This is a genomic window from Leptospira langatensis, from assembly GCF_004770615.1.
Classification (GTDB): Bacteria; Spirochaetota; Leptospiria; order Leptospirales; family Leptospiraceae; genus Leptospira_B; species Leptospira_B langatensis.
In genome coordinates this window covers 302458-317566 of sequence record NZ_RQER01000004.1, presented here as the reverse complement: position 1 = coordinate 317566, position 15109 = coordinate 302458, and the positions used below count along the sequence as shown (strand labels likewise).

The following is a 15109-nucleotide window of genomic DNA, read 5'->3' as shown; positions in this document are numbered from 1 at the left end:
AGTACAAACGAATGATCGCAGGAATTCGAAACGGTTTGGGAGATTATATGAGAAGATCCATTTTGTTAATCCTTTGCATTTTCGCTCTGCCTTCGATTGCGGCTCCCTTTACGGATAATGGGGACGGGACTGTAACGGATTCTGCGACTTCTTTGGTTTGGCAGCAATGTTCTTCCGGCCTGAGCGGTTCGAGCTGCTCGACTGGAACTGCTACCACTTACACCTGGCAAAACGCATTATCTTATTGTAATACTCTTTCTCTTTCGAGTAAATCTTGGAGAGTTCCCAGCATCAACGAGCTGAAAAGTATCATTGATAGGAGCAGAGTGGCTCCTTCTATCAGTATAACCTTCTTCCCGGAAGCATCTTCTAGTACGGCAAATTGGTCTTCTACTACGGATATCAACTCAGGTTCCGGAAATGCTTGGGGAGTTTCGTTTGCGGACGGATCGGTTACTTCTAGCGTAAAGTCAGGTACGTTGAAAGCAAGATGCGTTGCCGGTCCTTGAACCGATCTCTAGATCAGCTCGCGATCTGATCTACGAAAGAAAGGATACTGGAATTATCCGTATCCAGGAATTCCAAGGTTCTTTCGACAGTATGATCTAAGAAATAACTGGTGTTTCTATAATCTTGCAAGAAAGATCGGACTTGATCTATCTTATCTTCCGGGATCCTTCCTTCTAAAGCGATCTGCGCGATGGCATAGATCCCGAATGCGGATTTAAAAGGATCGCTTAAGGATGCGATATTCATGATCTCATCCATGTCCACTTCTGTGAAGGTAGGGATCAGATCACTGATCAATTCCAAGGCTCCGATCGGGATGGTACGGTCTAAAGATTTTACGTAGTTGATAAGAAGTCGATAGGATTGGGAGTCCCCGATGCGAGCTAGCATATGGAATACCCCGGACAACAATCTCTTATGAAATCCCCAGGACAGTCTTCCGGTATCCGCTTCTCGGATCGCTTGGTATAAGAAACTCCAGACCAGTTTGTCTCCGTCAGTCGCTCTTTCGGCCAATTCGTCTAGCCAAGAATCGAAATTAGGATTATCCGATTCTTTTCGGAGAAAATCCATGAGCTGAGTGGGAGTTTGTATAGATGGAAGAGAGAGGGGCTTTTTCGACATGCGAACAAACTACTCCGTTTTAAAAGTCGTTTCCAGCCTTTTTCGAGTGGCCGGGATTTTTCCTTTCTCGGCTTTCGATACTTTAGGAATAGCGATCCGACGGATCGGATCGCTATGACGGAATTTTAGGTATGTTCTACTTGGCTTACGTCTCTAATCGCTCCGGTATGGGCCGAAGTAGTCAATGCTGCATACGCTCTTAAGGCGGCGGAAACGAATCTTTTTCTGGACTTAGGTTTCCAACCTTCCTTACCTTTTGCGTTCATGGCTTCCCTTCTCTTTGCCAATTCTTGGTCCGTAACTCTCAAGTGAATGGATCTGTCGGGAATATCGATCTCTATGATGTCCCCTTCTTCTATCAAGCCGATCGCTCCACCGGCAGCCGCTTCCGGAGAAACATGTCCGATGGAAAGTCCGGAGGTTCCTCCGGAGAATCTTCCGTCCGTCAAGAGTGCACAGGCCTTTCCAAGCCCTTTGGACTTCAGATAAGAAGTAGGATACAACATCTCTTGCATTCCGGGGCCGCCCTTAGGCCCCTCATAGCGAATGACGACCACATCACCTTCTACAATTTCGTTGCCCAGGATCATAGCGACAGCTTCTTCTTGGCTTTCCATGACTCTGGCTCTGCCTTTGAATTTCCAGATAGACTCGTCTACCCCTGCAGTCTTTACGATACTACCTTCCGGAGCTATGTTTCCGTAGAGAACTGCCAGGCCTCCGTCTTGGGAATAGGCATGCTCTACGTCTCGAATACATCCGTTCGCTCTATCCAAGTCCAACTCAGGCCAACGTCTGGATTGGGAGAAGGCTTCGGTGGTTGCAATCCCTCCCGGTGCCGCGGAGAATAATGCGTATGCCTTGGAGTCTGCATTCTGGCGAACTATATCCCATTCTTCTAATGCTTTTCCTAGAGTTTCGGAATGAACAGTGGCAACATCTCGATGGATCAACCCTGCTCGATCTAATTCTGATAGAATTCCTACGACCCCACCGGCCCTATGAACATCTTCCATATGATACTTTTGAGTGGCAGGAGCGACCTTGCAAATGCAAGGAACCTTGCGAGAGATCTCGTCAATGTCCTTCATAGTAAAGTTCAGTTCCGCTTCTCTTGCCGCTGCAAGGATATGGAGCACAGTATTTGTGGAACCGCCCATCGCAACATCCAAGCTCATCGCATTTTGGAATGCTTGGAAGGTCGCGATATTTCTAGGAAGAACGGATTCGTCTCCTTGCTCATAATAACGTTTTGCGAGTTCGACGATCAGTTTACCCGCGGTTAGGAATAATTCCTTTCTGTCCGCATGAGTGGCAAGAGTGGAACCGTTCCCCGGAAGAGAAAGTCCCAATGCTTCTGTGAGACAGTTCATCGAATTTGCAGTGAACATCCCGGAACAAGAACCGCAGGTAGGGCAAGCGGAACGTTCTATCTGGCTCACTAGTTCGTCGGAAACTTTTTCGTTAGCAGCTTCGACCATTGCATCTACTAAGTCTAGTTTTCGTATCTCTCCGTTCCAGTTGACCTTTCCTGCTTCCATAGGACCACCGGAAACGAATACGGTAGGAATATTCAATCGGAGAGAGGCCATCAACATTCCAGGAGTGATCTTATCGCAATTGGAAATACAAATGAGTGCGTCCGCAGTATGTGCGTTCACCATATATTCAACCGAGTCGGCGATCAGATCCCGGCTAGGAAGGGAATATAACATTCCCCCATGACCCATCGCGATCCCATCGTCTACCGCGATCGTATTGAATTCTTTGGCGACGCCTCCCGCCTTTTCGATTTCTCTCGCGACCATTTGGCCTAGGTCTTTTAAGTGGACATGTCCCGGAACGAACTGTGTGAACGAGTTTGCGACTGCGATGATCGGTTTTCCGAAATCGCCTTCTTTCATACCGGTGGCTCTCCAAAGGGCTCTGGCTCCGGCCATATTTCTTCCGTGAGTGGATGTGCGGGATCTGTACTGAGGCATATTTTACGCTACCTGGTACAAGGTTAGACGTCGAGTTTTTTCCGATGGGTAGAAGAGAAGTAATCGGACCAAGGTCCGATCTATCCGCCAGGCGTTTTGTAGGAGCTCCTACAAGTTGGTTGCAATCCATTAAAGCCGAAATAGAAAGCGAACGGGCATAGTTTTTGCAAAACATAGAAGAGAATGGAAGAAAAAGAAGAACTAAATAGAAGTCTCGGGCCCTGGCTACTTTGGGGTCTGGGAGTGGGATATGTGATCTCCGGAATGTATTTCGGCTGGAATCTAGGATTGCCAGTGGGTGGGACCCTGGGTTTGGGAATTGCTACCTTACTCATCATTCTGCTGTATGTTTGCTTTTCCTTTAGCTATACCGAGCTCGCTTGCATGATCCCGAAAGCAGGAGGAGCCTTTGATTATGCAAAGGAGGCCTTAGGAAATCGTTGGGCCTATTTGGTGGGCACAGCCCAACTCATCGAATTCCTATTTGCTCCTCCTGCGATTGCCGCCGCAATCGGAGCGTACTTTTCTCTTTTTCTCCCCGGGATCGATCCGGTTTGGATCTCTATCTTTGCCTATCTATTCTTTACCGCTTTGAATATTTTGGGAGTAAAGTCCGCGGCTTCTTTCGAGTTAGGGGTAACTATATTAGCAGTTTTTGAATTACTTTTATTCTCCGGACTGACATTGCCTAGTTTTTCTTGGGAGAAGTTTAGCTTGGACCCTTTGCCGAACGGTTGGTCCGGTGCTCTTGCTTCCTTACCGTTTGCAGTCTGGTTCTTTTTGGCGATAGAAGGCGTAGCCAATGTCGCGGAAGAAACCAAGGACCCACAGAAAAATATCCTGATCGGATTCGGGTCTGCGCTTGGGACCTTGGTGCTCCTCTGTGCGTTAGTCTTCTTTTCTTCCGTAGGGGTAGGCGGATGGCAGATGATCGTTTATTCTGTGCCCGGAGGTCCCGCTTCGGATTATCCTCTTCCTTTAGCCTTACGCAAATTGTATGGAGAGACAGGCTGGGCCTTTCACTTATTGATCACGATCGGATTGTTCGGACTCATCGCTTCCTTTCATGGAATTATTCTAGCCGGAAGTAGGGCCAGCTTCGAATTCGGACGGGCAAGGTTCTTGCCTTCTTTCTTCGGGAAGGTACATCCAAAATTCAAGACGCCCGCGAATGCATTGCTTGCGAATACAGCTTTTGGGATCGGCGCCTTATTAACCGGTAAGACCGCGGAATTGATCACTCTTTCTGCATTCGGCGCTTTGTTATTATATTTAGGATCCATGATCAGCTTCTTTGTTTTGCGAAGAAAACAGCCAGATCGAGAAAGACCTTTTGTAGTTCCCGGAAGATTATGGATGCCGGCAATCGCGCTCATGTTATCCGTCTTGGTATTCGCAGTCACTGCTTGGCAGCATCCTAGATTATTCGCGGTCTTTGTTTTGATCTTACTGAGCGGGATCTTATGGGCGAGAAAACTTCTTTTTGCCAAAAGAGTCCCCGAATTATGAGAGTATTTTTCTTTTCCTCCATCGCAAATTTCTTGCTCGGTTGTTTTTTCCAAATAGATTGCGATGGATATTCGAGAAGAATGCGGGATATTATTTCTAGGAATTTCACTCGAGACTGAATATGGGATATAGAACCGTTTTAGGGACCAGAACGTACACATTTCCGGATCTAAAAAGCCTTCTGGCAAAGGCAAGTCCTCTTCGATCGGGAGATGAGCTTGCAGGAGTAGCGGCTTCTACCCAGGAGGAAAGGATAGCCGCTCAAATGGCACTCGCCGATCTGCATCTATCAGAATTTTTGAATGTAGAATTGGTGCCTGCGGAGACAGACGAGGTGACCCGGCTTATCCTGGAGTCTCACGACAAGCAAGCCTTCTCTCCTATTTCTTCTTTTACTGTTGGAGAGTTGCGCGATCTTCTATTGGATGAAAAAACAGGCTCTGCTGAGATCGCAAAACTCAGGGATGGTCTGACTCCGGAAATGCTTGCTGGGGTTTCCAAGCTCATGTCCAACCAAGATCTGATCTTGGTTGCAAAGAAATCCCCTGTTATCAGCAAATTCAGAAATACGTTGGGGCTTCCTGGGAGACTGTCGACCCGGCTACAACCGAATCATCCTACAGACGACCCAAAGGGGATCGCGGCTAGTATTTTGGACGGTCTTCTTTTAGGAAGCGGAGATGCCGTCATAGGTATCAATCCTGCGACGGATAATGTTCCTACGGTGATCGCTCTCTTGGAAATGTTGGACTCTATTATCCAAAAGTATTCTATCCCTACCCAGTCTTGCATTCTTTGTCATGTAACTACTTCTATGAAAGCAATGGAAGAAGGTGCGCCCTTGGATCTGGTCTTTCAGTCTATCGGGGGAACCGAGGCCTTGAACAAGAGTTTCGGAGTGAATCTGAGCATCTTGGCAGAATCCCAGCAAATGGCATTGGAATTAAAACGAGGGACCGTCGGGAATAATGTAATGTATTTCGAAACAGGCCAGGGAAGCGCATTATCTGCGGGAGCACATTTCGGGATCGATCAGCAAACCTTAGAGGCGAGAGCCTATGCAGTCGCAAAGAAATTCGATCCACTTCTCGTAAACACAGTGGTTGGATTTATCGGTCCGGAATATCTATATAATGGAAAACAAATAGTAAGGGCAGGTCTCGAGGATCATTTTTGCGGTAAGCTCATGGGACTTCCGATGGGAGTGGACATTTGCTATACAAACCATGCGGATGCTGATCAGGACGATATGGACAATCTTCTTACCTTACTTGGCGCAGCAGGATGCAATTATATCATGGGAGTCCCGGGCGCCGACGACGTTATGCTATCTTATCAAAGTACTTCTTTTCATGACGCTTTGTATTTGCGCCAGGTTTTTGGCGTTCGACCAGCTCCCGAATTTGAGACTTGGCTTTTGGAATCCGGCTTATTCGATCAATCTCATGTGTTCCTGCCCAAGGAAAATAAGGGAAAGTTCTTATTAGAAGGGATCCTGGGAGAAAGATCCAAATGATCTCATGGGAAGAATGGAAGGCGCTCACTTCTGCTAGAATTGGATTAGGAAGATCGGGAGGATCCCTTCCTACAAAAGAACTTTTGAAATTCAGATTGGATCATGCAAGAGCAAGGGATGCAGTCTTAGTCGAGCCCGACTTTCCGAAATTACAAGTCGAACTGGGGCGCTTCGGAAAGGATCTGAATATGGAAGCAGTTACGGTAGAAAGTCTCGCTCGCAATCGGGAGGAGTATCTGCTTCGACCGGATCTAGGACGAAGGTTATCGGAGCCTTCTCTCAGAAAGCTACAAGCGCTACGGGGAGAATACGATCTAGTGATCGTTGCCGCTGACGGTCTTTCTGCTAAGGCATTGGATTCGAATTTAATTCCCTTTCTTGCAGTCCTTCTTCCGTTATTAGTATATAAGAAATTCAGAATGGGCCCTTTTGTATTGGCAAAATTAGGAAGAGTTGCGATCGGCGATGAGATAGGGGAGCCCTTGGGAGCGAGGGCTACTGTCATGTTGATAGGAGAAAGGCCAGGATTGACTTCTGCAGATAGCTTGGGAATGTACCTTACCTTCGATCCGAAAACGGGTAAGACGGATGAGAGCAGGAATTGCATCTCGAATATAAGACCGGATGGTCTGGTTTTCCGAAGGGCCGCAGAAAAGACGATCTATCTGCTTTCCGAATCGCTTAGAAGAGGGATATCTGGAGTGGATTTAAAGGATGAGATGAGCCCGGACTTTTTAGAAAATCCGAATACATCGGAGATTCAAATCGATTGATATCTTCAATATTCTATTTCGAACACCTGGAGCAAAAGCAAGGTCATCGGGATATACAATAAGAAGATTCGGAAAAATCTTTAAAAGGCGGTTCAAATTGGCAAATTCGACTTGAACCACTCTCCCCAAAGGAATAAGTTTTTTATGATAAATAGATCCGAAATGTTTTTCATAAAACTATTTCGGAAGGCGGAAAAAAGGAAACGAAAATGTATAAATCAAATATAGAGTTCATCATCGATTCTACAAATAAAGAAGAACCTATCTACGGTATCTTGGCCTTGGTAAGCGATACCTTAGAATCTATGAAAGCAGATGTCGCTGGGCATAACGTGGATCTTGAACAAAGAAAGATCTTTCGTTCGGCGATGAAGGATATGGTTTCCGGTCTGATCAAGTTGGATAGCTTGGTGGAGAGAAGCGGCCAGGGAGTGAGATAGGTTGGGATGTCCAACTTTCGTTAGGAAATGTGCTATAATCCTTTCTGTCTTTAAATGATTCTAAGCAAGGCTCCTTTTGGCGAACGTTCGTTTAATATTCTGCGTTAGAGAAGATTTCATTTCTATTAATAAATCCTATAAATTTTTCCAATCCATTCAGACTTTTTTCTGATCTTTTCTAAATTCCATTGACTTACTTTTATATATTTCGGCATATTCCGAGTACAAATAACTCGGCAATCCGTGAATTGATGCGCAATCGTTCACATTCTGGATTGCCGTTTAGGAATGTTCTACTTGGTATTTATGAATCGGACCCTAAGAAAAATTGTTCTTCTATTTTGTTTTCCGTTACTCGTGCTCGTATTGTTCAGCGGTTTTTCGATCCGATCCCTAATCCAAAGCCTTACGGGTACTTTGGTTCCCCAACCTCTTCCTAAACTTGCTGCGTTGCCTAACGGAGCCTTGTCTTCTTCGATTGAGATCATTCTTCCTCCGGGCACTAAAGGGATAGTCCCCGCCTTATCACTTTCTTATAATTCGGGCGGTGAGAATGGGATCCTTGGAGTGGGTTGGGATTTGCAGGGAATCTTTTCTATTTCTAGAGATCAGAATTTTGGGATCAATTATGACGGAAAGGATCGTTTTCTTTCCGATCAGGTAGGAGCTCTGGTAGATGTCTCCGGGAACCAGTCCAATTTTCATAGTCGCAAGGAATCTTGGGCTCAATTCATTCCTAATAGTGTTTGCGGGAGCGGCCCTTGTTCTTGGACGGCGACCGATAAGGATGGGGTGACGTATAGTTACGGTTCTACGAGCGATTCTAGGATCGAAGCGATAGGAAGAAGCGGGTCGATTCGCGCTTGGGCTTTGAGCCAGGTCCGCGATCCTTTCGGTAACGGTTATAATATTACGTATATTGAAGATAGTTCTAACGGAGAATATTATCCGAACGAGATCACCTACCAAAATCGCAGTATTAAATTTGAATATTCAGATTCCAGACCGGATTCGTTCCCAAGTTACTCTAGCGGTTCCTTAGTTAAAACCACGAAACGTTTGGATGCGATCCAGATCTATGCTGACGGGTCCTTGATCCGAGAATATGATTTTGATTATTCTATCGGAGCTACTACCGGGAGATCCGTTCTTAGCTCCGTTAAGAGAAAAGAATCGAATGCGTTCGGCTCCGAAAGTTATGCGGATCTTGAATTTACGTACGGCAGTGATGGTTTCCTTTTGCAACCTCCTGCGGATACGAACTTGAACTCTACTGTCTCGAATGTGAATCTATTTGTTCCGAGCGGCCTTTTGCTGTATGCAAATCTTCTTTTCGGGAATCCTCTACCGACTCAACCTACTGCCACGGATAAGAGGCTCGCAGACTATCTCCAATATGCGATGCATATTCCTGTGCCAGACAGGGAAAGTTGCAATAGCGGTCCTTCTGCTTGTCTTTGTGCGGCTTACGCTCCTTGTTGGAGCGGTAACGTAGGGTTCTTTAATTACTTGGCTTCTCTTTGCTTGGATTATAATAATTGGGGCGGTCCTACGTATTGCGCATCCGGTATCGATTCGGGGCTTACGTATTGGACCCCTATGGATCTGGATGGAAATGGGATCCTGGACTTTGCGAGTGTGGTCGGTTCCGAAACGAATAATTCGATCCGCTTGCGCGCCTGGACAGTCCAAAACGGCGGCATCGATCCGAATGCGAGTTTCTTGAGCCCGATCCTTCCTTTGCATTATAATACTTTTTTCCAAGCGGCGGACTTGGACGGAGATGGGAGAACTGATTTTGCTTTCGAGAACGGCGGTAAACTGAACGTTATTTATTCCCAAGCGAACTCCTTTAGTAGTCCTTCCAGTTTCTCTAATGTTGTGATCCCGGCGGCGAATCGGAATATGAAGTCGTTTGCTCCTTATTCTTACTTTTTCGAACATTCCAGTACGAACCCTAAGAGAATGGCGGCAGATAAGGCTCCTGCGGATTGGTTTGCAGATATGAACTCAGACGGTCTTGCGGATTTCATTCATTATGACGGTTCGAATTTCAATATTTACTTAAACCAAAAGGGTAGCTTTGCGAATGCGATCCAAATTGCAGGTACTTCGAATTATTTCATCAACGAATTCATGGACATGGATTCGGACGGGAAGGCAGAGTATGTAAGATTGGTACAGTACAGCGAAAATCCTCAGTACACCCAGATCAACGCACAACTCCAAGCTGCAAACGCGCAGGCCGATTCGATCACGAATGAATACAATACGGAAAGTGATATCTTAAATACTGTTATCACTCTGGGCGCATCCAGTGTTTCCAGCTCCGACTTTAATTCTCTTACGGACTATTATTTGAGAGGATGCGGTTTTTATCTTTCTAGTTTAGGCATTGGGAATTATTCGATGGATGATATCGTTCTCGTTCCGAATAGCAACGGAGAGAATGTAGCTTGTTTGAATTCAGATCCGAATTATATCGATATCACTCTATTGCAGGCGGCTCTTGTCGGGACTCCAATCCCGGTTCCCAACACTTTGTCAGACGATCTGCAACTTGTGTATGCGGGTACAATCGGTCCTGTTACTTCTACGCAAACGGATCTACAGAATCAATTGAACGACCTGAATGCAAGTGCGAACGGGACGATCCGCTATAGATTGGATGTAACCACATTCGATCTGAGTTCCAAGACTGCGACTACCGTTCCGAACGATCTTGGTACGAGCGCGGATCGTTTGAGAAGTTTTTTCGGGGATGTAAACTCGGATAATCTTCCTGATTTTGTGACGGTGGTGGGAAATCAGATTAAGGTTTCTTTAAATTCCAGCAAAGGCTTTGCGGCTCAGGTTGCCAGCGATTTAAATGCGGACGACGGAACGAAGGCGATCCAATTTAGTTTTTCCGATGTGAATTCGGACGGGTTGGACGATCTGGTCCTGTATAATAAGGAAACTCAGGGAGTAGAAACGTATATTTCGAACGGAGCGGGTGCTCTTTCCTATAATTCCGCTTTCGGGTTCGGGCAATTTACTCTGAACGAGCAAACCACGAATGGTGTGTATCGGGCGGACCAGGGTCAGTTTATTATCCAAGACGTGAATGGGGACGGTTCCAAGGACGCTCTTTTGATCAAGCTTTGGCAGGATAAGACGCAAGGCCATGTGATCGTTCGAAATGCGAATGCAAAATCCTCGGATGAAGACGATCTGGTCGCCGTAACGAACGGGGTCCAATCCGAGAACGTTAGTTATTCTTCCAAACATCTGCATTCGGGTGCGATCCTTGTAGGCAGCGGTAATTATCCGAATGTGCCGGATACTTCTCCTGGTCAATTGGTTACGAACATTTCTACAAATGTGGGTTCGGGTGTAGTCATCGGTCAGAATTTCGAATATAAGAATGCGAGATTCTATCTGGGCCAAAGAGATATTATGCGAAGTCTCGGTTTTGCCAGCGTCAAGGAAACGGACCAAGGCACAGGTTTCTATAAGCTGAGCGAATTCAACCAAAGCGAGTATCGTTTGGCAGACACTCCGATGACTGTTAGTAATTTTAATGTTTCGGGGAATTTGATCGCTCAGACGATCTATAGCGGATTCCAATTCCCGAATCCTTTCGGGACGGAGATCGCCATGGCGACCCAAGTGTCCCAGAGTTCGTATCATAACGGCTCTTTGGATCTGGCAACTAACACGAGTTATACTCTGGATTCTTTCGGTTTTCCTAAGAACCAAACGGATATTGCGGGTACGCATATTACTTCTAACGATATTTCCTTACTTCATGATACTACAAATTGGAGGATTGGAAGACCGATCCAATTAAAAAAGTCTGTGGATGGAGCTTTGGTAATGGACAGAAAGGCTGCATATAATGGAGATACCGTGACTTCGATCACTTTGTTTTCTGGAAGCGGAGTAGAACAAAATACTAGTTATACATATGATCCATTTGGAAATCCTGTATCGACAACGGATGCTCTGGGAAATGTGTCTCAGATCGTGTATGATCCTACGATCCATGTATTTCCGATCCAGAAGAAGAATGCTTTAGGGCATACGGAAAAGTTTAACTACGATCTTAGCTTGGGATTAGAGATCTCGCATACAGATCCGAACGGAGTGATTTCTTCAAAGTCCTATGATGGATTTGGAAGATTGTCGAAGGTGACGTATCGAGGAAATTCAGACTGGAACGAATCGTACGAGTATGATAATCCGGCCAGATTCAATCTATCCGATCTTTCTCAGAACCAATCGGTCACCAAAACGATCCGGGATACAACGAGCGGGATCCAAACTACAGTTACAGAATATTCGGATCCATTTGAGAATGTTCTGCGTAGTGTATCGGATACAGCGGCAAGTGGAGTGTCTTTGATCACAGATTCGGTATATGATTATCGGACCGGTTTGCTCGTGAAGAAATCGAATCCGTATTTTACGACAACTTCTCCTTTCTGGACGGAATACAAATACGAGGATCCGGACCTTCGCTCGAGTGGGAATACATATACGGATGCCAAAGGTCCGACGGTTACGAGTATTTCTTACTTGGGACTTTCTGTTTCCAAATCCGTTACGTATCCTGACAATATTACGAAATCGTTTAGCCAAACCAAGAATGAATTGGGCCAGATCATTTCCACTACCGAGAACGGTAAAACGATTGCGACAACCTATTCGCCGAACGGACAGCCGTCTCAGATCACGGACCCTGCCGGATTATCTACGAAGTTTGTGTATGATCTAGCAGGGAGAAGGACCAGCGTCTCCGATCCGAATTCTGGAGCAGTCAGTTATACATATGACATATTGGGAAGAGTGACGAAACAAACCGACGCAAGAAATAAATCTCTAAGCTTCATTTACGACTCGATCGGAAGGATCAAGAGTACCAGAACGAATGGAGGTGAAACTCCAATCAGTTACACGTATGACGACACAAGTGCACCTAACGGAATCGGAAGGATGACGAAGGTCGCAGATGGGTCTGGAACGACAGAGCTACAATATGGAGCACAAGGCAAACCGATCCATCAAACGAAGGCTATCGATGGATATCATCTGATCACGAAGATCGATTACGATTCATTGGGTAGGGCGACTACGATTACCTACCCGGAAGGATCGAAAATTCACCAGAGCTATTCACTGAACGGCAATCTAGAGAAAGTAACAATAGATAGCGCGGATGGAAAGAGCAAGGGAGTGAGTGTAGTAGAATACACAGGACCGTTGTTTACAGATGGAAGCCCAGTGTTCCGAAAGACCGCCGGAAACGGAATCGTCACAGATGTAAAGATAGATCTGTCCACATTCCAAACGACATCGCAGATCGCTACGAATAAGAAAGGCACGACCTTACAATCTCTAACCTATGACTACGATGCAGCAGGGAATGTATTAAAACAAACGGACCTTAAGAATGCGAGTAGAAGCCATACGTATACGTATGATCTAGATAATCGTCTCCTAACAGCGAAAGGAAGTTTTGGAACACAGAACTATAGCTATACGCCAAATGGAAACCTACTCCAAAAAGGAAACGTAGTATTTACTTACGGAGACTCAACCCATGCAAACGCAGTGACGAAGGTAGTAAGTGGACGCAAAACGATCCATTATACCTACGACGCTTCTGGGAACATGACGTTCCGAGATGGAGAGGCAATTTTCTATGATAGTTTCGGCAAGATGACGGAGTATCATACGCAACACGGAGAGCGACTCAGATATACATACGACTATTCAGGGAACCGAGTTAAGTCGGAAAATATAAGAACGAATCTAGTAACCTATAACATAGACGATTATTATGAAATCGTAAAAGATCATAGTAAAACAGCGAAACATACCATGTATGTGAAAGGACTTGGTGGAGAAATACTCACCCAAATCACTCGTACAAATCCTACTCTCATCACGCAGAGCGATGAACTAAGAGTCGCCGGCGGAATAGGAAACTGGTTCGATCCATTTAATTTATGCACGAATCTAACAGTGGATTGTAGCACCTATTGGAAGAACAGACTCACTGCACCAGTGGATCGTTTCCTTGCCTACTCAGCATTCTTTGAGAATCGAATTCCAACATTTGCTTTCAGAATTGGATACATTCTATTCTTTGTAGGATTGCTCTACTTAGCATATCCGTATCTACTTAAAGGCAACGAGTTACTCCAGCGAATGAGGATCGCAGGATTTTCTACGCCAGTACTGTTAGTTTCTATAACAGGGACCTTTGCTCTACAAGACTGCAGTGGACTTAACTCGAGCAATGCAGGGCCTTGGAATCTAATTCCGTCTGCCTTAGAGAATACGACAGCGATTGGATCTAAGAGCAGTAATAGTATTGATGGATCTGGTGTACCAGCAGTAGGAGGATTCTTTTACCAGACGGATAGACTTGGATCTACGTCGATGCTCACAGACGGTAACGGAAACCCAGTGTCTGGTCCTGGAAGGTCAGGGACAAGCTACGTAGGTTATCTCCCGTATGGGGAAATGAATGTAACCGAATCGGGTGGTCCGGATATATTCCGTTACAAGTTTACTGGCCAGATTTTGGATGAGGACACAGGGCTATATTACTACAAGTCCAGATACTATGATCCTTTCTTAGCAAGATTCATCCAAGCAGATGACAGAGCGAACCAAGGGATTAATGGTCTCAACAGATACATGTATGTGGGTGGGAATCCGACTAATAGCATAGACCCGAATGGGCATGTGAACTTATCTCAGGCGATCCACATGTTTAACCGTATCGTGGGTCATATACTTGGTAAGAACTTCCACAACGGGAATAGCCCGAGCTTCCAGTCGATCGGGCATGATTTGTCTCATAGTTTGCTAGGTAAGGGTGTAACATGGCTTGGTCGTTGGATCCAAAAGATTCCGACATTATTGTTGGATGCGCAGATCCTTTTCCTTGATTCTCAATTTGGTACGATATACAATTTTGCAACTGGTAAGGGTTTACCTCAATACAGCTTTAAGCATGGAGCGGTGGTGGTAGAGAACTCAGGATTGGGTAACTTACTTCATGATTTTCCTGTGCTTGGCAATGGCGGAGCGCTTACACCTGGACCGGTGATCTTCATGTATAAGAAACCAGGCGATTGGTTTGGCCGTATGGTATGGAACGCAACCATCAAGCATGAATATGGACATGTAGACGAATTTTACAGTATGAATGGGTTGGATTTCTTTGGGCGGGTGCTTGATAGACCTTTGCAAAGGAATATGGCTCCGTATCTAGAAACTCATGCAGATTCCTTGGGAGGAACAAATCAATATGGATATAATATTATAGTTAATAGAATATATTTTTTACTCTTAAGCTCTAATGAGATATTAGGTATACTTTATGGAATATACACTAGTCAGATTACTGATCAATCGTTATAGTTTTTGCTACATTATGGAATAGGTAAGACGTTGATGAAATTGAAAACTTTAGTAATTGTTGCATTGGCGTTTGTTTTATTTTTTAGTAAATGCAATGCACCTTCGGAAAATATTGTGAAAAATAATTGTATAAAGACTTACATTACCTCTGTTGATGCAATTAATAGTAGTTCTAATTATACTCCTGCAGAGAAAACTGATGCATTGAATTTCTTTCTATTGTATTTGATTCAATGCCAGAAATAGATTAAAGATTGATTGATGGCTTATCAGGAATTTTTTCTTGCAGCCTTTGCGGAATGTAAAAAGGTAAATTTAACCCCGACTGCACAATTG

8 protein-coding genes are annotated in these 15109 nt (G+C 45.1%); 6 read left to right on the top strand and 2 right to left on the bottom strand.

Features of this window, described 5'->3' with window-relative positions:
- Positions 1–11 precede the first annotated feature (11 nt).
- Positions 12–509 (top strand): Lcl C-terminal domain-containing protein, encoded by a 498-nt coding sequence (locus tag EHO57_RS05670; RefSeq protein ID WP_135646109.1) that lies wholly within the window; start codon positions 12–14, stop codon positions 507–509.
- Positions 510–522: 13 nt separating this feature from the next.
- Here the strand turns inward: EHO57_RS05670 and EHO57_RS05665 are convergent, their stop codons facing one another.
- The gene (locus EHO57_RS05665; RefSeq protein ID WP_167882293.1) at positions 523–1134 is read right to left on the bottom strand and encodes a hypothetical protein; all 612 of its coding nucleotides are present in this window, start codon (positions 1132–1134) and stop codon (positions 523–525) included.
- A 125-nt stretch (positions 1135–1259) separates the two neighbouring features.
- The gene (gene ilvD / locus EHO57_RS05660) at positions 1260–3116 is read right to left on the bottom strand and encodes a dihydroxy-acid dehydratase (protein ID WP_135646110.1); all 1857 of its coding nucleotides are present in this window, start codon (positions 3114–3116) and stop codon (positions 1260–1262) included.
- Positions 3117–3299: 183 nt separating this feature from the next.
- Between ilvD and eat the strand changes: the two genes are divergently transcribed.
- The 5 genes from eat to EHO57_RS05635 all read left to right on the top strand — a co-directional run bounded on the left by eat (position 3300) and on the right by EHO57_RS05635 (position 14773).
- Positions 3300–4625 carry an ethanolamine permease gene (gene eat, locus EHO57_RS05655; protein ID WP_135646111.1) on the top strand — a complete coding sequence of 442 codons (1326 nt, stop codon included), beginning with the start codon at positions 3300–3302 and terminating at the stop codon, positions 4623–4625.
- A gap of 121 nt (positions 4626–4746) precedes the next feature.
- Positions 4747–6141, top strand: a complete 1395-nt coding sequence (locus tag EHO57_RS05650; RefSeq protein ID WP_135646112.1) for an ethanolamine ammonia-lyase subunit EutB — start codon at positions 4747–4749, stop codon at positions 6139–6141.
- Positions 6138–6914: an ethanolamine ammonia-lyase subunit EutC gene (eutC, locus tag EHO57_RS05645; protein WP_135646113.1), complete on the top strand. Its 777-nt coding sequence runs from the start codon at positions 6138–6140 to the stop codon at positions 6912–6914. Before EHO57_RS05650 ends, eutC begins: the two co-directional genes overlap by 4 nt.
- 209 nt (positions 6915–7123) lie before the next feature.
- Positions 7124–7354: a hypothetical protein gene (locus tag EHO57_RS05640; protein WP_135646114.1), complete on the top strand. Its 231-nt coding sequence runs from the start codon at positions 7124–7126 to the stop codon at positions 7352–7354.
- A gap of 306 nt (positions 7355–7660) precedes the next feature.
- Positions 7661–14773, top strand: a complete 7113-nt coding sequence (locus tag EHO57_RS05635) for an RHS repeat-associated core domain-containing protein (protein ID WP_135646115.1) — start codon at positions 7661–7663, stop codon at positions 14771–14773.
- Positions 14774–15109 lie beyond the last annotated feature (336 nt).

Coding starts and splice junctions, on each gene's coding strand:
- EHO57_RS05670 (WP_135646109.1), top strand. CDS start 12: ATGATCGCAGGAATTCGAAACGGTTTGGGAGATTATATGAGAAGATCC.
- EHO57_RS05665 (WP_167882293.1), bottom strand. CDS start 1,134: ATGTCGAAAAAGCCCCTCTCTCTTCCATCTATACAAACTCCCACTCAG.
- ilvD (WP_135646110.1), bottom strand. CDS start 3,116: ATGCCTCAGTACAGATCCCGCACATCCACTCACGGAAGAAATATGGCC.
- eat (WP_135646111.1), top strand. CDS start 3,300: ATGGAAGAAAAAGAAGAACTAAATAGAAGTCTCGGGCCCTGGCTACTT.
- EHO57_RS05650 (WP_135646112.1), top strand. CDS start 4,747: ATGGGATATAGAACCGTTTTAGGGACCAGAACGTACACATTTCCGGAT.
- eutC (WP_135646113.1), top strand. CDS start 6,138: ATGATCTCATGGGAAGAATGGAAGGCGCTCACTTCTGCTAGAATTGGA.
- EHO57_RS05640 (WP_135646114.1), top strand. CDS start 7,124: ATGTATAAATCAAATATAGAGTTCATCATCGATTCTACAAATAAAGAA.
- EHO57_RS05635 (WP_135646115.1), top strand. CDS start 7,661: ATGAATCGGACCCTAAGAAAAATTGTTCTTCTATTTTGTTTTCCGTTA.